Annotated in this window: 16 protein-coding genes; 14 read left to right on the top strand and 2 right to left on the bottom strand. The window is 57.7% G+C overall.

The genetic code is table 11. From position 1 onward, the window contains the following. Positions 1-3 precede the first annotated feature (3 nt). The 14 genes from HGP12_RS27655 to HGP12_RS27590 all read left to right on the top strand — a co-directional run bounded on the left by HGP12_RS27655 (position 4) and on the right by HGP12_RS27590 (position 16,093). Positions 4-1,065: a branched-chain amino acid ABC transporter permease gene (locus tag HGP12_RS27655; RefSeq protein WP_168879855.1), complete on the top strand. Its 1,062-nt coding sequence runs from the start codon at positions 4-6 to the stop codon at positions 1,063-1,065. Next, positions 1,065-1,862, top strand: a complete 798-nt coding sequence (locus HGP12_RS27650; protein WP_168879854.1) for an ABC transporter ATP-binding protein — start codon at positions 1,065-1,067, stop codon at positions 1,860-1,862. The genes HGP12_RS27655 and HGP12_RS27650 overlap by 1 nt, the downstream gene beginning before the upstream one ends. Further along, a complete protein-coding gene (locus HGP12_RS27645) occupies positions 1,855-4,014 on the top strand; it encodes an ABC transporter permease (RefSeq protein WP_168879853.1) in 2,160 nt (719 codons plus the stop codon). The genes HGP12_RS27650 and HGP12_RS27645 overlap by 8 nt, the downstream gene beginning before the upstream one ends. Positions 4,015-4,017: 3 nt before the next feature. Then, the gene (locus tag HGP12_RS27640; protein WP_168879852.1) at positions 4,018-4,842 is read left to right on the top strand and encodes a phosphoenolpyruvate hydrolase family protein; all 825 of its coding nucleotides are present in this window, start codon (positions 4,018-4,020) and stop codon (positions 4,840-4,842) included. A 36-nt stretch (positions 4,843-4,878) separates the two neighbouring features. Continuing rightward, entirely contained in the window at positions 4,879-7,980 is a 3,102-nt protein-coding gene (locus tag HGP12_RS27635) for a flotillin family protein (protein ID WP_168879851.1), read from the top strand. After that, a complete protein-coding gene (locus HGP12_RS27630) occupies positions 7,980-8,417 on the top strand; it encodes an SRPBCC family protein (protein ID WP_168879850.1) in 438 nt (145 codons plus the stop codon). Before HGP12_RS27635 ends, HGP12_RS27630 begins: the two co-directional genes overlap by 1 nt. A gap of 6 nt (positions 8,418-8,423) precedes the next feature. After that, positions 8,424-8,867 carry an SRPBCC family protein gene (locus HGP12_RS27625; RefSeq protein WP_168879849.1) on the top strand — a complete coding sequence of 148 codons (444 nt, stop codon included), beginning with the start codon at positions 8,424-8,426 and terminating at the stop codon, positions 8,865-8,867. A 1-nt stretch (position 8,868) separates the two neighbouring features. Continuing rightward, the gene (locus HGP12_RS27620; RefSeq protein WP_168879848.1) at positions 8,869-9,651 is read left to right on the top strand and encodes an FAD binding domain-containing protein; all 783 of its coding nucleotides are present in this window, start codon (positions 8,869-8,871) and stop codon (positions 9,649-9,651) included. Further along, positions 9,651-10,133, top strand: coding sequence for a (2Fe-2S)-binding protein (locus HGP12_RS27615; RefSeq protein WP_168879847.1), 483 nt, complete (start codon positions 9,651-9,653; stop codon positions 10,131-10,133). Before HGP12_RS27620 ends, HGP12_RS27615 begins: the two co-directional genes overlap by 1 nt. Beyond that, complete coding sequence (locus HGP12_RS27610; RefSeq protein ID WP_168879846.1) at positions 10,133-11,947, top strand: xanthine dehydrogenase family protein molybdopterin-binding subunit; 1,815 nt, start codon at positions 10,133-10,135, stop codon at positions 11,945-11,947. Before HGP12_RS27615 ends, HGP12_RS27610 begins: the two co-directional genes overlap by 1 nt. 2 nt (positions 11,948-11,949) lie before the next feature. Beyond that, complete coding sequence (locus tag HGP12_RS27605) at positions 11,950-12,975, top strand: xanthine dehydrogenase family protein molybdopterin-binding subunit (RefSeq protein ID WP_168879845.1); 1,026 nt, start codon at positions 11,950-11,952, stop codon at positions 12,973-12,975. Beyond that, positions 12,975-13,856 carry an AAA family ATPase gene (locus HGP12_RS27600; RefSeq protein ID WP_168879844.1) on the top strand — a complete coding sequence of 294 codons (882 nt, stop codon included), beginning with the start codon at positions 12,975-12,977 and terminating at the stop codon, positions 13,854-13,856. Before HGP12_RS27605 ends, HGP12_RS27600 begins: the two co-directional genes overlap by 1 nt. 65 nt (positions 13,857-13,921) lie before the next feature. Beyond that, the gene (locus HGP12_RS27595; protein ID WP_205926674.1) at positions 13,922-14,950 is read left to right on the top strand and encodes a VWA domain-containing protein; all 1,029 of its coding nucleotides are present in this window, start codon (positions 13,922-13,924) and stop codon (positions 14,948-14,950) included. A 294-nt stretch (positions 14,951-15,244) separates the two neighbouring features. Continuing rightward, the gene (locus HGP12_RS27590; protein ID WP_168879842.1) at positions 15,245-16,093 is read left to right on the top strand and encodes an N-acyl homoserine lactonase family protein; all 849 of its coding nucleotides are present in this window, start codon (positions 15,245-15,247) and stop codon (positions 16,091-16,093) included. A 141-nt stretch (positions 16,094-16,234) separates the two neighbouring features. Here HGP12_RS27590 and HGP12_RS27585 read toward each other — a convergent pair whose 3' ends face one another. Next, entirely contained in the window at positions 16,235-17,353 is a 1,119-nt protein-coding gene (locus tag HGP12_RS27585; protein WP_168879841.1) for an ABC transporter permease, read from the bottom strand. A 2-nt stretch (positions 17,354-17,355) separates the two neighbouring features. Further along, the gene (gene rbbA, locus HGP12_RS27580; protein WP_168879840.1) at positions 17,356-20,100 is read right to left on the bottom strand and encodes a ribosome-associated ATPase/putative transporter RbbA; all 2,745 of its coding nucleotides are present in this window, start codon (positions 20,098-20,100) and stop codon (positions 17,356-17,358) included. Position 20,101: the final 1 nt, after the last annotated feature.

Here is a 20,101-nt window from a genome sequence, read left to right as displayed (position 1 = left end):
CCCATGGCAACCCTCGAAAAGACAGAAGTACACGGCAGCGAATTTCCGCGGTTTCTGGAGCGGGTAGCTCCGGCGTATTGGGCCTTAGCCACCGTTTTACTGACGCTTCCAGCATTCGTAAGCGACTTCGTTATGTTCCAGATCATGGGATGGACGTACATAACCGGCCTTATCGCGCTCAGCCTCATGTTTCTTGCCGGATACGGGGGCATGGTCAGCCTAGGCCAAATGGCGATCGCGGGCTTTGCAGGGTACATGGTTGCGATCTTCGGCAACAGCGCCGTCGTTAATATCTCGCAAGGGTGGCCCTGGTGGATGGTCATCCCGATTGCACTCGCCCTGACCATGGTCGTCGCGACCGCCATCGGCTGGCTGGCAGTTCGTACTGCGGGAATTTATACGATCATGATTACCTTGGCGATCTCGGCAGCCTTCTTTTACTTCACAAGGCAGAATTACGAGCTTTTCAACGGTTTCCAAGGCTTTAACTCTATACGGCCTCCACAGCTTTTTGGCATCGATTGGCGGCGACCGATCGCCTTTTACTATCTGTCACTGTTCTGGGCGGCGCTTGGCTTTGGTGGTGTGCTTTACATCAGCCGCGCCCCTTTTGGCCTTGCCCTGCAGGGGGTCCGCGACAACCCCCGCCGGATGGCGGCCCTGGGCTATAGCGTAACATCACACCGCGTCGCCGCACATGCGCTCGCAGGACTAATAGCGGGAATTGGCGGAATTCTGCTGACGTGGCAATCGTCGCAGATCTCGCCGGGCACTGTCAGCATCGGAGCGGCTATCGATATTCTGGTAGTGGCTGTTATCGGCGGCCTTCGTCATCCGATCGGTGCATTCATCGGCGCGTTTATCTTCGTCATCCTCAAGACCTTTGCAGTAGACGCGCTTGTTGCACTTGGTCTCAGTGGTGAGCGGTTTCAGTTGCTCATCGGCCTTGGCTTTCTCATGATTGTCTTCTTCTCGCCAGACGGTGTCTTGGGTCTTTGGGAGCGTCTTCGCTCACACAGCAAGCGTGATCCGTTGACAGGCAAAGATCGGGGAGGGCGTTCATAATGACCGTCGAACCAATTCGGACAGCTTCCCAAGCCGACCTAAACAGCGCCGGATATGCCTTGGAGCTCCGCGACGTTTCGAAAAAATTCGGGGCGCTGCAAGCCTTGGGCGGGATCAACATGCGTGTCGCTCCGGGAGAACGCCGCGCAGTGCTGGGATCAAACGGTGCCGGCAAGACGACGTTGTTCAATTGCATAACCGGAGACTTTCTGCCCACGACCGGCGCCATCCGGTTTTTTGGCGAGGATGTCACCGCTTTCCCGGCGCAGGAGCGTATCCGCCGGGGGCTGCGTCGGACCTATCAAATCTCGCTGTTGTTCAACGGCTTGTCAGTGCTGGACAATGTCTACCTCGCTTGCCGGGGCGTGTCGCGGGGCCGGTTCTCTTTCAGGAGGCCGCAGCATTCGGATGCCTTGATGCAAACGGCGGAGGAGTTGGTTGATACGGTCAATCTCGCCGATGTGCGCAATGTCAACGTCGACGATCTTTCCTACGGGCAGCAGCGCCAGCTGGAAATCGCGATGGCTCTCTCCGGCGCTCCACGATTCATCCTGTTCGATGAACCGGCCGCTGGCCTTTCGCCGACGGAACGGCGGGAACTGATTGGAATTCTGACCAGACTGCCAAGCCATGTCGGTTTCGTCATCATCGAGCACGACATGGATGTCGCGCTGCGGGTAAGCGACAGCGTAACGATGATGCATAACGGCCGCATTTTCAAAGAAGGCAAACCCGCCGAGATCGAGAACGATCCAGAAGTCCAGGCGCTTTACCTGGGGGGTTCGGCAAATGGTTAAGCCACGCAATGTCTCGTCGACTCTCGAGGTGCGGGACCTGAATGTCTATTACGGTCAGTCCCATGCGTTGCAAGGGGTAAATCTTACACTCCAATCCGGCGTGCTGTCCGTAGTCGGCCGCAACGGTATGGGCAAAACGACGCTCTGCAAGTCGATAATGGGGCTAGTGCCGACGTCATCAGGCTCAATCACCTTCAACGGACAATACATATCCGGGCTTTCGTCGGCAGAGATTGCCCGCTTGGGCATCGGCTACGTTCCGCAGGGGCGACGTCTCTGGAAATCGTTGACCGTGGACGAACATCTCAAGCTGGTTGCGACCAAGGGCGGAGCCTGGACCCCGGAGCGGATATACAGCGTCTTTCCCCGGCTAGCAGAGCGCAAGACGAACGGCGGCGCGCAGCTATCCGGCGGTGAGCAGCAGATGCTGGCAATTGGCCGGGCGCTGCTGCTCAATCCAAAACTATTGGTCATGGATGAGCCGACCGAGGGACTGGCTCCGGTTATTGTCAATCAAGTCGCAGAGATGCTGGTCCGGCTCGGACAGGAAGGCGACATAGACGTACTCGTGATCGAACAGAATATCGGCGTGGCCTGTTCCGTTGCCGACCAGGTTGCGATCATGGTCAACGGCAAGGTCAACAGGATTATCGATGCCGCGCTGTTGTCCGCTGACCGCGACCTGCAGCAGGCGCTTCTCGGCGTCGGTCGTCATGCCCACGATGAGACGCCTGATAACGTCGAATCCAGTGGCCGGCCATCGGAGACGGCTCCGCAGGCAGCGACCAGAATTTACGTTTCAAATCCAAAAGTGCCGAACCGCTGGAGCCCGGCGGTTCCGGTGAGCTTAATCGCGCAGTCGGCCCGGACTGTCACGCCAGTTGCCGCCTCCCTCGGAACGGCTCCCGCGCCAATGGCGGCATCCCGCGGTGGCGTCGTTTACGTTTGCGGTACGCTCGACTCCAAGGGCGACGAACTGCGCTACATGCGGGATATCGTCAAGGCCCATGGTGTGCGAGTGGCTCTGGTTGATCTGTCCACCAGCGGCAAGCCCTCCGGTGCCGACTTTTCGCCTGCGACTGTGGCGGGTTTCCACCCGCGCGGGGCGTCGGGCGTGTTTACGGGCGACCGTGGCACGGCGGTGGCTGGAATGACAATCGCCTTTGAACGCTGGATGAAGAGCCGCACCGATGTGGCTGGACTGCTCGCCGCGGGCGGTTCAGGCGGAACGGCAATTGTTGCCCCGGCTTTTCGTGTGCCGCCAGTCGGCGTTCCGAAGATGATCGTATCAACCGTCGCGTCGGGCAATACCGCCCAGTATATAGGCGCCGCCGACATCACGATGATGCACTCCGTCGCCGACGTACAGGGGATCAATTCGATCACGCGCGAGGTTCTGGGCAACGCAGCCAACGCTGTCGCCGGCATGGCCAAAGCCCGGCAAGCACCCAAGCCGGCAGTTGATCGGCCGGCAATCGGTCTGACGATGTTCGGCGTCACCACGCCGTGCGTGCAGGCCGTCACCGGGCAGCTTGGCGCTGATTACGATTGCCTCGTTTTCCACGCCACGGGCACGGGCGGGCGGGCTATGGAGAAACTGCTTTCGTCTGGCATGCTGCGCGGCGTTCTGGACCTCACGACTACGGAGGTCTGCGACATGGTAGCCGGCGGCGTTTTTGCAGCCGACGACACCCGTTTCGATGCGATGATCGCCAGCAATCTGCCGTACATCGGGGCATGTGGCGCGTTGGACATGGTGAACTTCAACGCGCCGGAAACCGTGCCTGACCGCTATCGCGGGCGAGTGTTCTACGAACACAATCCACAGATCACCCTTATGCGCACGACCGTGGAAGAAAACATCGCAATCGGTCGGTTCATCGGGGAAAAGCTGAATCGGATGAACGGGATTGTGCGGTTCTTTCTGCCAGAGGGTGGCGTGTCGGCACTCGATGCCCCCGGAAAGCCGTTCTGGGATCCGGCGGCTGACAAGGCTCTATTCGAAACGCTCGAGCAGACCGTGCGTCAGACCGCAAACCGCCAGTTGCTCCGAGTCCCGCACAACATCAATGATCCGGCCTTTGCCGAACTCGTGGTCAAGACGTTCCGGTCGCTCCACGCCTGTCCTTCCAAGTCAACCAAGAGAGCCTGAACCATGTTCGACCGAGAGATCTTGATGAAAAAATATCGTGCGATGCGTGATGCAGGCGAACCAATTATCGGCGGCGGCGCAGGCACGGGCCTGTCGGCTAAATGCGAGGAAGCCGGCGGGATCGACCTGATCGTTATCTATAATTCCGGGCGTTATCGGATGGCCGGGCGCGGCTCACTTGCCGGCCTGATGCCTTATGGGGATGCCAACGCCGTGGTGATGGAAATGGCAGGCGAAGTTTTGCCCGTCGTCAAGCACACGCCCGTACTGGCGGGTGTGTGCGCTTCGGATCCGTTCCGGCTGATGGAGAAGTTTCTCGATCAGGTCAAGGGCGCTGGATTCAGCGGTGTGCAGAATTTTCCCACCGTTGGCCTGATCGACGGCAATTTCCGTGCAAATCTCGAAGAGACCGGCATGTCCTACCAGTTGGAAGTGGACATGATCGCAATGGCCCACAAGAAGGGCCTGCTGACGACGCCCTATGTCTTCTCCGAGGGCGATGCAGCCGCGATGGCCCGTGCTGGAGCCGACATCATCGTGGTGCATCTCGGCTTAACCACGGGCGGCTCCATCGGAGCGGACACGGCAGTGACGTTGGCGGAAGCTCCCACCTTGACAGATGCCTGGGCCAAAGCGGCGCTGGCCGTCAATCCCGACGCCATCGTACTGGTGCACGGCGGGCCGGTCGCGACGCCGGAGGACGCCGAATATGTCCTGAAGAATACAAGCCATTGCCACGGATTTTACGGCGCCTCCTCGATGGAAAGGTTGCCCACCGAAGTGGCGCTGACGGCTCAAACCAAAAAATTCAAGCAAATCAGCCGTTAAGGCAAAAGTCGAGCGCAACTGCGCAGGAGAATAGACATGACCGGGGAATTGATAGGAAATTTGGTTTTATGGATCATCGCGGCTGTAATCGTAATCTTCATCCTCTACTGGGTGATGAACTGGCTGTATCGCCGATCGAGTAAGGAAATAGCCTTCGTCCGAACCGGGTTCCTCGGGGAAAAGGTTGTCATCGATGGCGGCGCGTTTGTCTGGCCGATCATCCACGAAATCACGCCAGTGAACATGAACTCCATGGATCTGCACGTGATCCGCGAGAAAAGCAATGCGCTGAACACCAGGGATCGGATGCGCGTCGATATCGAAGCATCATTCTATGTTCGCGTCGGGCAGACTAAGCAAGCTGTCACTCTTGCGGCCTCGACCTTGGGGCGACGTACGCTGGAACCGGAGCGGATTCACCAGTTGCTGTCCGGAAAGTTCGTATCGGCTCTCAGGTCGGTTGCCGCCGAGATGACAATGGACGAGTTGCACGAGCAGCGTGGCGACTACGTGAAGCGCGTGATGATAATGGCGCAGGAGGGACTCGACAAAAACGGCCTTGAACTGGAAAGCGTCGCGATCCTCGATATCGATCAGTCGGAAATCGAATACTTCAACCCGTCGAACAAGTTCGACGCCGAGGGCTTGACCAGCGTCATCGAGGCCATCGAGGGTAGGCGTAAGATCCGCAATGACATCGAACAGAACACGATGTTGCAGATCCGTACGCGGAATCTGGAAGCCGAAAAGCAGTCTCTCGAAATTGAACGCGAGAGTGAGGGGGCGCGGCTCGAGCAGGAGCGTGAAATCGAGTTTCGCCGCGCGTTACAGCGTTCGGAACTGGCGCGCGAACGCTCCGAACGTGAGAAGGACGCGGAGCAGGCGACCCTTCTCAGCCGAGAGGCGATTGAGCGCGCGCGCATCTCCAATCAGGAACAGATCGCCGAAGCAAGGATCGCCTCCGAAAGGCGTATCCGTCAGCAGGAGATCGAGCGGCAGAAAGTCATAGACGAAGCCGAAATTGCAACACGCGAGGTCATCGAGAAGGCCCGTATCTCGCAAGAGAAGGTCTTGACGGAAACCCGCATCCAGACAAGCCGCGACACGGAAGCCGCCGACATTGCGGCCAAGGAAATGATCGAAAAAGCGCGGATTTCGCAGGATCGCATTCTCACACAGGCGCGAATCGCAAAGGACCTCGAAACGCAATCGAGCGAGATTGAGCGCAAGCGGACCATCGAGACTGCGGAGATTGCTTCGAGCGAGACGATAGAAAAAGCGAAGATCGCACAGCAGCTCGAGGTTGCCGACGCGCGAATCTCGCTTGAGCGAAACACCCGTGAACTCGAAATCGCCCGAAACCTGGCGATCGAAGAAGCGGAAATCGCAGCGCGTGAAACGACGGAAAAATTGCGTATTGCCCGGGAGAAATCGGTAAGCGAAGAGCGGATCGCATCCGATCAAGCAACGCGCGCCCTTGAAATCGAGCGCCGCAAGGCTTTGGAGGCGGTGGAGATCGCTTCGGAGCAGGCAACCGAAGCGGCCAAGATCGCCCGCGAAAAAGCCTTGGCTGCAGAACGGATCGCCTCTGAACTTGCGACCCGTACACTGGAAATTGAGCGTCGCAAAACTCTCGATACGGCCGAAATCGTTGCGAAGGAGGCGACCGCCCGCGAGCGTATCGCTCAGGAAGAGCGGGTACGGAGCCTGGAAATCGCCCGCAACGAGGCCATCGATCAGGCGGAAATCGCCAGCCGCGAACTGATCGAAAAGTCACGGATCGCAACCGAAGCCAGAACCGCGCTCGAACGCATCGAAAACGAAGAGCGGACGAAAGAACGGGATCTGGTTCGTGAGCAGGTTATCGGCCAGGCGGAGAATGCAACGGCCGAAGTTATCCAGACTGCGGTTATCGCCAAGGAAAAGAAGGTCGCGGCCGAGCGTATTGCCTATGAGCAGGACATGCGAGAGCGTGAAATCGCCCGCGATGCGCAAATCCGCAACCGGGAGATCGAGAAGCAGGAAACCATCGAGGCCGCTGAAATTGCAAGCCGTCGCCTGGTCGAGAGCCAGCGGATTGAGAAGGAAGCGGCAACCACAGCGGAGAAAATCGCGCGCGACCAGAAGATCCGCGGTCTCGAAATTGAGCGCAACAAGGTCCTCGACACCAGTCAGATCGCTGCCGATGAGGCTATCGAAGCCGCCAAGGTTGGAAAGCAGAAGACCATCGACGCCGAGAAGATTCTCGCCGAACAGGAACTCGACAAGAAGAAGCTCGAACGCAAGAAGGTTCTCGAACAGCTGGAAATCGCCCGGGTGCAGGTTCTACGCGAAGCCGAGATCGCCAGCCAGGAAGAGGTGGAACGCGCCCGTATCGCGTCCGAACGCGGACTCGACGACGCGCGCATCGGACATCAGACCGAAAGACGACGCCTCGAGATTGCCCGCGAGCAGGCCGTCGAAGTTGCTTCCATGGATAAAGCCATTGCTCTCTATCAGAAGTCTCTGGACGAAAGTGCAGCGGCGGTGCAGGCCGAAAATGCCCGTGCCCACGCGGTGGAGGCTGCTGAAAAAGCCAAGACCGTCGGTGAGCGGGAGATTGCAAGCCGTGCCAAGACAATTGGCGTCACCGCGGCCGAACTTGCCGCCGAGCGGATCCGTATTGCAGCAGAAAGCGAGAAGATTCGCGCAGCCGTCGAAGCAGAAGCGCATCGCCTGATCAACGAAGCCGAGAACATACTCACTGACAGTGCTCGGGCCAGCCTCTTCAAGCGTAAGATGCTCGAGCACGTAGAAGGGATTGTCGCAGCCTCCGCGAAGCCGCTTGAGAAGATCAACGAGATCAAGATCATGCAGCTTGGTGGCTCAGGCACACAGGGGCTCGATTGGGCCAATGGCGGCAACGGCAACAGCGGGAGCAATGGCGGCGGCGGCGCGCCAAGCCCCACGGACGAAGTTCTGAATACGGCACTCCGCTACCGCGTTCAGGCGCCATTTATCGACAGTCTGCTCAGCGACATCGGTATTGATGGTTCCAACATCGCCCGCTCCGACATCTTCCGAAACGCCAGTGATCTCACCCGCGCAGTCTCCGATTCCAACCGCTCGAAAGCGATCACGAAGAAGGAGAGCAACTGATGGCGCGTGTGTATGTTTCCTCCGTCATAAACGCGGACGCTGCGAGTGTCTGGGCTCGGATCCGCGACTTCAACGCCTTAGCAAAATGGCATCCCCGCATCCGTGACAGCCGGATTGAAGACGCTTTGCCCGCGGACAAGATCGGGTGCATTCGCAGCATACATCTTCAGAGCGGAGACATGATCCGCGAGCAGCTGGTGGCGATGTCGGACTACGACCTGTTCTACAGCTACGCGATGCTGGAAGGCCCGATGCCCTTGACTGACTACATGGCGACATTGCGACTGACGCCAGTCACGGACGGGGCCAGGACATTCGGGGAATGGTCGGCGGAGTTTTCTTGTGATCCTGCGAATGAGGCCGACCTGACAAACACAATCGGATCGAGCGTGTTCCAGGGTGGGTTCGATGCCCTCAAACGTCATTTCGGCGGGTAAGCCGTCATGGTGAAGGTTATTCGAAGCACAATTCTTCCCGCACCCATAGAGGAAGTGTGGAATGTATTGCGCGATTTCAACGGGCAATATCGCTGGCACCCAGCTTTTGCCAAGAGCGAAACCGAGCGCGGTCGTGATGCACGCCAAGTTGGTTCTATCCGCAAGCTCACGCTGGTCGATGGATCCGAACTGCGGGAACAACTGCTCACCTTGAGCGAGCCCGATACCGCCTATTCATACTGCCTGCTCGATACGCCGGTTCCGTTGTTTAACTACGTCAGCCATGTTCGGCTGATCCCGGTAACGGATGTGGATCACACGTTCTGGCAGTGTGAAGGAAGATTCGACACCACTTCGGATCAGCAGGAAGCCATGTCGCTGTTAGTTGGCACGGACATTTACGAAGCAGGCTTTGGAGCAATCCGGGCACATATGGGATTGGGAGGCTAACATGCTTTCGGTCGAAACATACCAGACGATGGCAGAGGCGGCAGGTGCCATGACCGACAGGTCCCGCTTCCTTGGTGGCGGCACATTGATCATGCGGGCCGTAAATTATGGGGATCAGAGCTTTGACCGGATTGTTCGGTCGCGCCAACTGGACCGGACAATCAAGGCCGAATCCAGTGGCGTCAGAATTGGCGCTGCCGCCACGATGACGGACATTCTTGCTTCACGGGACGTCCCGTTCCTGCATCCCGTTGCACGGGTTATCGGCGGCCCCGCGATTAGGAACATGGCAACCGTCGGCGGCAATCTGTTCGCTCCACCCCCCTACGGTGACTTCGCGACCGCCCTGTTGGCATTGGACGCACGTGTCATGATGACGAATGGCCAGGAAGAGCCGATCGAGGGCTTTCTGGCAGCGAGAAATTACGCGAGAGGGCTGGTCGCGGCTGTCCATATCCCGACCGGTAAGGAGGCGGACTTTCGTTTTCTTAAAGTGAGCCGCGTCAAGCCTAAGGGTGTCGCCATGCTGTCGATTGCTGCGTGGCTTCGCCGAGGCGAAGCACGCATTGCCTGGGGAAACATGGGGCGAACGCCACTTCGCTCAAAGGCCGCAGAGCGTCTTCTGAACCACGCGTCGCTGGACGAATCTGGCATTGCACCCGCGATCGCCGTGTGTGCGCAGGACCTCCAGCCATTTGATGATGCGTTGGCAACTGCGTGGTATCGCCGCGAGGTTGCGCCCATCTATCTAAAACACCTGCTGCTGGATGGAGGACGCTCCTGATGGCCAAGGTGCCCGTTACATTCAACCTGAACAATAGCGAGGCCGCCGTGTTTGTGGACCTCGGCGCATCCCTAATCGATGTGCTGCGCCGCGGCATCGGCGACCTGACCCCCAAACAAGGGTGTGCGCAGGGAACGTGCGGCGCCTGTACGGTGTTGATTGAAGGCGTGCCTCATCTCTCATGCCTGACGATGGCAGAAACCGTAGACGGCCGTGCCGTCGTGACGGTGGGCGGCCTAGCGGACGGTCCTAGGCTGCATGCCCTGCAGGTGGCGTTCATGGAAGGATTTGCCGCTCAGTGTGGCTTCTGTACGCCAGGGATGCTGATGGCAGGTAAGGCGCTCCTGGACAGAACCCCAAACCCGAGCCGGACAGAGGTCATAGACGCTATATCCGGAAACCTGTGCCGGTGCACGGGCTACGAGCCGATCGTCGACGCAATTCTTTCCGCCGCCGCACGAATGCAAGGAAGGGCAGTCTGATGTCATCAATCGAGTTTCGTAAAGATCTGTTCGCCGACGAACGCGACGATACACTCAAGGAGATCGGGCAACCAACGATCAGGCAGGATATACTAGGTCACGTTACCGGGCGCACGCCTTACTATGATGACCGTCTGTTTGACGGATTGCTACACATGAGAGCAGTTCGCTCGCCTCATCACCATGCGCAGATTCGATCGATAGACATATCTGCAGCAGAGCGCATGCCCGGCGTCCGTAGAGTGGTCACGGCAAAGGACGTCCCTGTTAACCTCAACACGCTCCTTTCACTCATCAACTTTGGGCGCGATGACGAACCCCTCTGTGCCCGTGACAAGGTCCGCTACAAGGGCGAAGCAGTCGCGTGGGTGATTGCAGATACCGAGCGCCAGGCGCGAGACGCATGCGCGTCGATACGGGTGGACTACGGCGTTCTCCCTCATGTGCTCGATGTCGAAGACTCGCTAAGGCCCGACGCGCCTGTCGTGAACGAGGTGTACCCGGGCAATACTTTTGAGTTCCACGAGAAGTACGATCACCAGAAACTACGCTTTGGCGACGTAAATGCGGCCTTTGCAAGGGCCGATCATGTCATCGAAGCCGAGTATCAAATGTCTCCGATCGAGCAGGCGCCCATTGAAACGTGCGGAGCTATTGCCGCACCAGAAATCAATGATCGGTTTGTGTGTTACACCAATACCCAGGCGCTGTTTTTCTCACTCGGAACTACGGCCAAGATTCTCAATATTGCATCGTCGCGTCTTCATTTCGTGGGAGGGACTGCGGGCGGCGGATTCGGCGGCAAAGTCGATTCTGTCGTGGAGCCGACGGCGGTGCTTGGTGCAATGTTGACAGGTCGTCCAGTGAAGTTCGCCTGGGACCGCTACGAAGAAATGCAGGTGGGCGCACCGCGCGGAGCAGAGCGCTGGCGCCTTAAAGACGGCGTGATGCGTGACGGAACGATCATCGCGCGCGAATTCACTGGCTTCTTCGACAACGGGGCGTACATGCGGTTGTCGCCTTACGCCATCCTCAAATGCGTAGGTCACTTGCCTGGCCCCTACAGCATTCCGAATGTTGCGGCCAACGTCTTCTGCTGCATCACGAACCGTACCCCCGCAACCGCCATGCGCGGCTTCGGCATCACCGCGGTTGATTTTGCGATCGAATGCCAAATGGACCGGGTAGCCGAGGTCGTGAACATGAACCCGATAGACTTGCGGATTCTCAACGCGTACCGGGACGGCGACATGAAGGCTCATCGCCGCAAAGCTAAGAACACGGCTCTGATCGAGTGTTGCCAAGTTGCCGCGGGCAAGGCGGGGTGGCCGATGTCATCGCAATCGGCCGCTCAGTCCTCACTGAAGGGCGGTGGCACACCGGATCGTGTCGCGATTCCCGAAACAGTTATTGACTACGAAGGGCGGCTTGGCGAGCGGCGCGCTGGAAAGACCGCGAGCGCATCGCCGTCAACCAGGGGAGCGGGGCGTGTTCCGGCCGGAACCCATGGCGAAGCGAAGGTCGGCGCGCCTGTTCAAAGCCCGGATATGCAAATTGAAGCGGAGCGGATTGGGCACAAGATGGGGGCAAACATAGTCGCGACACCGGAACCGCGGTTGGCGCGGGCGCCGGCGGCCGCCACCATTCGAGCGGCGCGGCCCGTTCCGGTGTCCCATGAGGCGAGCACTCCTGTTGCCACAACGGCAAAAAATTCCCCATCGGAAATACCTGCCAGCGCCGCTCCAGAATCTTTTTCACGCGGCGTCAAACGCCCCGGCAGTTCTCCTTTCACATCGGGCATAAGGAGGCGTTGAAAATGGCGATTTACAAGGGTCGTGGTTTTGCATGCATCAACTATCCGATCGGAATGAACCTTGGAGGCGATCCATCGCAAGCTCTGGTCCATTCGACGCCGGATGGCAAATTTATGGTCGCCCTCTCATCCATCGATCTGGGGCAGGGGATGAAATCTGTCACACGGCAGATCGCCGCCGAAACCCTCGGAGTTCCGGTCGCAGATGTCTACGTCGACACCGCCGACAGCGACACGGGCCCTCATTGCATGGGCTCCTTCGCCTCCAGAGGCACGCATCGCGTTGGTAATGCCGTTATCAGGGCTGCTGCCGAGGCACGCAAGCAAATGATGGAGGCCGCCGCCGAGGAGCTCGAGGTAAACGCGAGCGACCTCGATACTGACGGCAAGGGCAATATCCATGTTAAGGGTGCTCCGGGCCGCACCATCACCGTTACCCAAACCGCAATCGCCGCGCAGTTTAAGCAAGGCCGAACGTTGTCGGGGCGGGGCATTTTTCTGATTCCACCGTCTCCGACCGATCCCGAAACCGGAGAAATGACACCCGTCACGTGCTTTGCACATGCGGCGTTGGTTATCGATCTGGAAGTTGATGACGAGACGGGCGAGGTCGAAGTCAAAGAAATCCATTCCGCTTACGAAGTAGGGCGCGCCCTCAATCCCAAGCTCGTTGAACAACAATTGATCGGCGGCGCATGGATGGGCGTCAGCCATGCGCTCTATGAGACGACCGAACCTTATTACCCCGTTCGCGATCACGGGCCCGAGGATTTCAATACCTATCTAATGCCCGGGCCCGGGCAGATCGTTCCTCATAACCTGGCGGTTTTGGAGCGCCCTGCTGAAGACGCGCCATTCGGCGGCAAAGGGCCGGGAGAAATGTGCGCGAACCCGGTCTTACCCGCGATTGCCAATGCGATCTACGACGCTGTCGGCGTGCGATGTGACTACCTCCCGATCACCCCGGAAAAAATCCTTCGCGGCCTCCGTGAGAACGGCGGAGCGAAGCCAAAACGGATGTCCGCCTGATGACCGTCAGAACCAGAATCGCGGGGATTTCTAACCCGACGGAACTGCAACGCGCTCTCATCGATGCGCAGTATCTGGCGGACGATGCATTGGCGACTACAACCTACTTATCTTTGGCTCTCGGCAAGCCGCTCCTTCTAGAGGGCGCTCCCGGAGTTGGAAAAACAGAGGCTGCCAAGGCTTTGGCAGGCGTTCTCGGCCGGGAGGTGGTCCGCCTCCAGTGTTTCGAAGGCATCGACGCGGCCGCGGCGCTTTACGAATGGAATTACCCGCGCCAGATGCTCGCTATTCGGCAAGCCAGTGACGGAGCATTAAATCTCTATTCAGAGGACTTCCTACTTGCACGTCCTTTGCTTGCGGCGTTGCGCAATCCAACACGGTCGCTCCTGCTTATCGACGAGATCGACAGGGCCGATCAGGAGTTCGAGGCCTTTCTTCTGGAATTCCTATCCGACTTTAGCATCTCGATTCCTGAAACCGGAACAATCCGAGCCACACAAGCGCCGGTCGTTGTCTTGACGTCGAACCGAACCCGCGACCTGCACGAAGCTCTCCGCCGGCGTTGCGCGTATCACTGGATTGACTATCCGGACGCCGAGCTCGAAGCTCGTATCGTGATGGCAAGAGCGAGTACGGTTGCGCGTTCCACGGCTGACGCGGTGGTCATGTCCGTAGGACTTTTACGCGCAGAGCCGCTCGCCAAACCGCCAGGCGTCGCGGAGACGGTGGAGTGGGCGGAGGCTGCAACGCTCCTGAATACGCAGGGAGCCCGATGGCCTGACGCGTTCCGACGGGCAATCGGGGTCGCCATCAAAGATCAAGATGATCTGACTTATCTCTCTGACCATCTAGACGCGATATTGCCGGGCGAGGCGGCATGAGAATACCCCGCGCCCTCGATCCATTCCTTCGTTTCGCTCATGTTCTGCGAGGAGCAGGCTTTGCCGTGTCCCCCAGCCAGACCTTGGACTTTATTGAAGGTGTTGGCGTCCTCGGTCCGCGAACAATTATTGACGTCTACAGAGCCGGTCGCGCTCTGTTTGCCATACCGGTCGAACGCAAGTTGGAATACGACGCATTGTTTCGCGCAATTTTCCTTGGGCAAACCGTGGTGCCGCCCTCAGGCGATAAAGGCGATAATGCAGTAGAGGCTTACGAGCCAAGCCTGGCCACCATTGAAATTGAAGCCCCCAATGATCGCAGTGAAGTGGGTGCTGAAGCTGTGTCCGCCGAGAGGATTTCCCACCGGAACCTCACAAGATCTGCATCGAGTGCCGCTATCGATCGGATGATGCGTGAGGCATCGGCACTCCCGCGACGCTTGTCCTACCGCCGGACCGGCGCCAAGCATGGCAATCGGCTGGATCTGAGGCGCAGCCTGCGTGAGGCCGCAAGGCGCGACGGTGATGTAGCCCGGCTGTTCCGAACACGACGCAAAACCCGCCAGCGCAGATTGCTGATGCTCATTGATGTGTCTGGTTCCATGAAGGATGGGACGGATGAAAGGTTGAGAATTGCGCACGCAGTGGTTCAGGCCGCCGACCGCGCCGAGGTTTTTACAATCGGAACTCGATTAACGCGAATTACCGCGGCTATGCAGCCTGCCGATGCCGGTCTCGCGTTGGCACGCGTCGCCGAGGCGATCGCCGACTTCGACGGGGGGACGCGCATCGGCGAGGCTTTGCAAGCCTATCTAGCGATACCTAGATATGCGGTCTTCACCAGAGGCGCCGCGGTCGTCCTCATGTCGGACGGTTTGGAACGAGGCTCTCCAGACGCAATGATCGAAGCGGTGAGGAAGCTTTCTCGCGGCGCTTGGCGAATTGAGTGGCTAACCCCGCTCGCCATAGACCCAAGCTTCAAACCCGAGACCGCCGGCCTTAAGGGTATCCTTCCCTATATCGACCGCCTTGGCGACGGGGCGACAAGCGCATCCATTGTTGATCATATCCTTTCGATGGCGAGGCGCTCATGATCGATGTCCACCATCATATCTTGAAGTGCAAGAGCAGACTCTTGCGAGGCCGGAGGACCGAGAGTGTTCGGGTTGGACGAGGATGTCCAATGAGACGACCAACCGACCACGAAAGACTTCGGTTAGGCGATCCAAATCCAGATCGAATTTCACGAGCCGAGAAGCTTCGGATCAGTCCTGGACCATTCCAGTAATTTTAGAACGCCACTGCGACTCTGTCAAAGAGCAGTGAGACGCAGTAACGACCCCGGAACATCAACTTCAGACTGTATCAACACGAAAGGGAGGACCAAAATGGCCTTGCAAATTCACGTACTGGACTTTGGGGATATTGAGTTGGAGACCAGCTTTCTTGTCCTTGGCCACGAATGCGGCCGCGTCAGGCGAGTACCGGTCTACGGCTTTCTCATTACCGGGGGTGAATATCCGGTTCTCGTGGATACCGGCTATCGCGACAATGCCATTATGGAGTCGCTTGGGATGCGGGGGCTACAGTTCCACGACAACAAGATCGAAAGCCAACTCGCCAAGCACGGTCTTAAACTCGGCGATATTCGCTATATCCTCCACACCCACTTACACATTGACCACGCCGGGCAAGATGACAAGTTCCCAATGAACACAACTGTGGTGGTTAACCGCAAAGAAATGGAGTTCTCTGTCTCTGGTATCATGTTCCCCCAGTATCCAAAGCCGGACATCAAGCACCTGGTCGACCGCATATACGAACCCGCGGCACTCCGCTTTCTCGATCTCGACATCACGGGAGCAGAAGAGATTATTCCCGGCGTATGGTGCGAACGCGCTGGCGCACATACCGAAGGAAGTATGAACGTCATTGTCGAAACGACAGAGGGGCTGGCATGCATTTGTGGCGACGTCATCTATGATTTCAACGACCAGATCGTAAACCACGTGCACACCATCAACGAGATGGAACCGCGCGTCACCGGGAACCATTCTCAAACTAAGCGGGAAGAGAAAGGTGCGATCAAGAAACTCCTGAACAACTACACGTTCCTCCTTCCGATCCACGATCGGCCCGCAAAAATCGAAAGGCAGAAAGTCGTGGGTCGTCTCGGAATGTCCGTGCCCGGGCCAGTGACCGAAACACTCCCAAGCCGGCCATGGTTTGCGGTTTAACGGACGTTGCGTCCTCGGTCTGCAATTTTCGCAGACCGAGGCGTAAGTACGGCGGAGGAACGGCGATCACTTGTGACGGACTCTCTAATCAATTGTGGAGCAAATTCGCAGTGCAGGTCACACGCCAGATAGGCTCTACCGCTAGGTGGCGATCGAACGCCGAAATAGAATCAAGCTTGCCGTAAGGAACGTCACGCCCATGATCAAGACGGTCGCGAATTCCGTCCAGACGATTTCGAACCCTGCACCCCGATAGACAATTGCCTGCATAAAATTCACATAATGGCGCGATGGCAACAGCCAGGTAATATATTGCACCCACTGCGGCTGGCTTTCGACGGGCGACATGCCCCCGGAGAGCATCATCATCGGCATGACGGTCATCATCATTAACAGTGCGAACTGAGCCATTGTTCGCGCGATTGTTCCGAGAAAAATCCCAATCGCCGCTGCCGCTAGGACATAAATAGTCGTTCCCAGCAGGAGCAATCCGATTGAACCGGCGACGGGAACGTGAAGCGCGCCCTCCACAACAAAAACCAGCGAGCATAAGAATGCCACGACAATTACAAGGCCATTCGCCCAAACCTTGGCGAGCGCGATCTCGAAAGCTGTGAGCGGCATAACAAGCAGATGTTCTATGGTCCCATGCTCACGCTCGCGAAGAAGTGCCGCACCCGTCAGGATAATGATCAGCATCGACAGTTGATCCGCCAGACTGGCGATCGCCCTGAACCAGGATTGAGTGCCATTGGAGTTGAAGGCACGGCGTATGACAATGGTCGACGGCAACCCTTCCGTTTGGCCAACGATTTGTGTGTAGCGGTTGATCTCGCTTGTAATCATGCTCTGAATGTATGCAGCGCCGAGTGTTGCCTGCTGGGAGGCCGTCGCATCGGCAATGACTTGGATGGCGGTTTCGCGGCCCTTGCGAACGTCTCTTTCGAAGCCCGGCGGGATAACGACGACCAGCATATATTGCCCCTGATCCATGGTCTGGTCGATATCTGCAACACTGATAGCCTTGGCGGCTTGGAAGTATGGAGGGTAAAACAGGTCGGCGATGGAACGCGAGAGCTGGGATCGATCTTCATCCACGACGGCGATCGAGGCGTTGTTGACGGTTTCGCCCGCTCCTGTCGCTTGTACATAAATGCCAACCCCGAAAGCCCAGATCATGAAGATAATCATCGTCGGGTCTTTTGCCAGGGCACGTAATTCCTTAGTTCCGAGCCAGAAGATAATCAGGAGACTGCGCATCGCTATTTCTCCTGCTTTTTCAGAAGTAATGCTGAAATTGCGAGGAAAGCCGGTGGAAACAGGCCCAACGCGAAGAGATCCCCGGCCAGGTCCGGAAAATCCAATTCCTTGGTAAATACACCTACGCTCATATGCATGTAGTAAGTCGTCGGCCAGATCGAACCTATCAGTCGAGCAACGCCTTCAAGCGACGACACAGGCTGCATCATTCCAGAAAACTGCATTGTCGGGAGCATGGATAGAATGGCGCCGGCAAAAACCGCAGCGACCTGGCTTGACGTAAACGTCGAAATGAGCAGGCCGTAACCAGTCGCAGCCGCGGCGTAGAGGAGTGCCCCAAGCGCCAACGCAATCCCATTACCCTTCATCGGAACATCGAACAGAAAAAGGACAGCCGCCGTCATGACAATGAAGTTGATGATGCCGATGCCCACGTAAGGCAACTGTTTTCCGATAAGAAATTCGAGCCTGGTGGTCGGGGTAGCGTAGAAATTGGTAATGGTGCCGATTTCCTTTTCCCGCGTGACGCTGACCGCCGTGAGAATTGCGAGAAACAGCAACATGACCATGGCTGGCACGGATGGTCCGATGGCATAGATGCTCTCCGCTGTCGGGTTGTAGCGGTTTCGGACCTGAAGGGTGGTCACCGCGCTGTGGGTTCCAGGTGTGCTTGCCTCGCGATCCCGTTGCTGGGAAAACAGGTTATGAGCTTGCTGCACGTAGCCCTCGATGGTGGCTGCGCGCAACGTATTTGCCCCGTCGATCCAGGCGGATACTTGCCAACCGGAGCCCCTTTTGACCATGCGGCCGAATTTGGGTGGAATCTCCAGGACCAGAGTGACGTCGTTGGATTTCAGGCGGTCCTCCATCTCCTCGGCACTGCGAATGGGCGTTCGCTCCGTGAAGTAGCGGGAACTGGAGAAATTTGCGAGATAGGCCCGGCTTTCGGGCGTGTTGTCCTGGTCGAAGGCAGCGTAAGTCAGGTTGGTAACGTCGCTAGAGATGCCAAAGCCAAAGATCAGCAATATCAGGAACGAACCCAGGAAGGCGAAGGTCAACCTGACTGGATCCCGCATCAGTGAAAGCGTTTCACATTTCGAATAAGCCCAAAGGCGCTGGAAGGATATAAACCGCTCTGGCGTTGAAGCGGAGCTTTGTCTTTCCTGAGAGAAAGCCACGGATGAGGGTTCCGTAGGGCTCAACTCGGGAACAGGAGCCTGATCATCCTCAATATATGTGATAAAGGCTTCCTCGAGATCCGGGCTATTTTTGGATGCGATCACTTTCTCGGGTGCGTCCGAAACCAGGACACGTCCTGCATGCATCAGCGAGATGCGGTCACAACGCATCGCCTCGTTCATAAAATGTGTCGAGACAAAGATTGTTACATTTCGGCTTCGCGAGAGATCGATCAGCAATTTCCAGAAGTCATCCCGCGCCAGGGGGTCCACGCCGGAAGTCGGCTCATCGAGAATAAGAATTTCCGGATCGTGCACGATCGCGACCGCCAGCGACAGACGCTGGCGCACGCCAAGCGGCAAAGAGTTCGCTCCGCTGTCGGCATATTCAACAAGACCCATTTCATCGACGAGTTCTTTGGTGCGAGCGGCTGCCTGAGTCTCGTTGAGGCTAAACAACCGGGCGTGCAAGAGAAGATTCTGACGGACGGTCAGTTCGCCATAAAGCGAGAAGGATTGGGACATAAACCCGACACGTCGGCGGACGGACATATCGTTCGCGTCCACGGGACTGCCGAAAACCTGCGCTTCGCCTGAAGTTGGGGCCAGCAGGCCGGTCAGCATTTTCATCGTGGTGGTCTTACCGCTGCCGTTCGATCCGAGGAAACCGAATATCTCGCCTCTTTCGATGGTGAAACTGACGCTATCCACGGCGGTGAAGTCGCCGAACCGGCACGTCAATTCTTTCGCCAAGATCACCGGAGATTCCGTATTGGGTTTGCGGGGCGGGACGACCAGAGGCTGTCGGCTGCTCTTATCTCCGGGCAGCAGTGCTACGAACATAGCCTCAAGATCCTGCTCTCCTGTCGCCTGTCGCAGTTCATTGACCGTTCCGGCGGCCAATATCTTGCCATGATCCATGGCAACTAGCCAATCGCAATAGCCAGCCTCATCCATGTACGCGGTTGAAACAACGATGCTCATTGCGGGGCGTTCACTGCGCAAATTTGCGATAAGGGTCCAGAACTGCCGACGTGATAGTGGATCGACACCGGTCGTCGGCTCATCGAGTATTAGCAGGTCTGGATCATGAATGAGGGCACAGCACAGACCCAGCTTTTGCTTCATGCCGCCCGACAGTTTACCCGCTGGCCTGCCCAGAAAAGGAGACAGCCCTGTTGCCGCCGTAAGTCGCTGAATTCGCGCCTCGGTCTCCCCAGAGGAAAGGCCGAATAGCGCGCCAAAGAAGGCAAGATTCTCTGCCACGCTGATTTCTTGGTACAGGTTCTTGCCAAGGCCTTGCGGCATATATGCAATTCGGCCGCAGATTACTCGCCGATGCTTTGTGTCAGCCATGCTGCCTGCCAAAACATCTGCGGTGCCGGTCTGGAGCTTGCGTGCGCCTGAAATCAAACCGAGCAAAGTCGACTTGCCAGCGCCGTCCGGTCCGATAACGCCAACCATTCGACCGCTCGGGATATCAAGTGACACGTCGTCAAGGGCAACGACCTTGCCATATAGATGCGTCACTCCGACGATACGAGTAATGAACTCTTCAGAACCAGGCATC

The sequence above is a fragment of the Rhizobium sp. P28RR-XV genome (assembly GCF_012641385.1).
GTDB lineage: Bacteria > Pseudomonadota > Alphaproteobacteria > Rhizobiales > Rhizobiaceae > Rhizobium.
This window is presented reverse-complemented; position numbering and strand designations above follow the sequence as displayed.

What these genes read in the sequence shown, in the direction of transcription:
- HGP12_RS27655 (WP_168879855.1), top strand. Translation starts at nt 4, where the DNA reads ATGGCAACCCTCGAAAAGACAGAAGTACACGGCAGCGAATTTCCGCGG.
- HGP12_RS27650 (WP_168879854.1), top strand. Translation starts at nt 1,065, where the DNA reads ATGACCGTCGAACCAATTCGGACAGCTTCCCAAGCCGACCTAAACAGC.
- HGP12_RS27645 (WP_168879853.1), top strand. Translation starts at nt 1,855, where the DNA reads ATGGTTAAGCCACGCAATGTCTCGTCGACTCTCGAGGTGCGGGACCTG.
- HGP12_RS27640 (WP_168879852.1), top strand. Translation starts at nt 4,018, where the DNA reads ATGTTCGACCGAGAGATCTTGATGAAAAAATATCGTGCGATGCGTGAT.
- HGP12_RS27635 (WP_168879851.1), top strand. Translation starts at nt 4,879, where the DNA reads ATGACCGGGGAATTGATAGGAAATTTGGTTTTATGGATCATCGCGGCT.
- HGP12_RS27630 (WP_168879850.1), top strand. Translation starts at nt 7,980, where the DNA reads ATGGCGCGTGTGTATGTTTCCTCCGTCATAAACGCGGACGCTGCGAGT.
- HGP12_RS27625 (WP_168879849.1), top strand. Translation starts at nt 8,424, where the DNA reads ATGGTGAAGGTTATTCGAAGCACAATTCTTCCCGCACCCATAGAGGAA.
- HGP12_RS27620 (WP_168879848.1), top strand. Translation starts at nt 8,869, where the DNA reads ATGCTTTCGGTCGAAACATACCAGACGATGGCAGAGGCGGCAGGTGCC.
- HGP12_RS27615 (WP_168879847.1), top strand. Translation starts at nt 9,651, where the DNA reads ATGGCCAAGGTGCCCGTTACATTCAACCTGAACAATAGCGAGGCCGCC.
- HGP12_RS27610 (WP_168879846.1), top strand. Translation starts at nt 10,133, where the DNA reads ATGTCATCAATCGAGTTTCGTAAAGATCTGTTCGCCGACGAACGCGAC.
- HGP12_RS27605 (WP_168879845.1), top strand. Translation starts at nt 11,950, where the DNA reads ATGGCGATTTACAAGGGTCGTGGTTTTGCATGCATCAACTATCCGATC.
- HGP12_RS27600 (WP_168879844.1), top strand. Translation starts at nt 12,975, where the DNA reads ATGACCGTCAGAACCAGAATCGCGGGGATTTCTAACCCGACGGAACTG.
- HGP12_RS27590 (WP_168879842.1), top strand. Translation starts at nt 15,245, where the DNA reads ATGGCCTTGCAAATTCACGTACTGGACTTTGGGGATATTGAGTTGGAG.
- HGP12_RS27585 (WP_168879841.1), bottom strand. Translation starts at nt 17,353, where the DNA reads ATGCGCAGTCTCCTGATTATCTTCTGGCTCGGAACTAAGGAATTACGT.
- rbbA (WP_168879840.1), bottom strand. Translation starts at nt 20,100, where the DNA reads ATGCCTGGTTCTGAAGAGTTCATTACTCGTATCGTCGGAGTGACGCAT.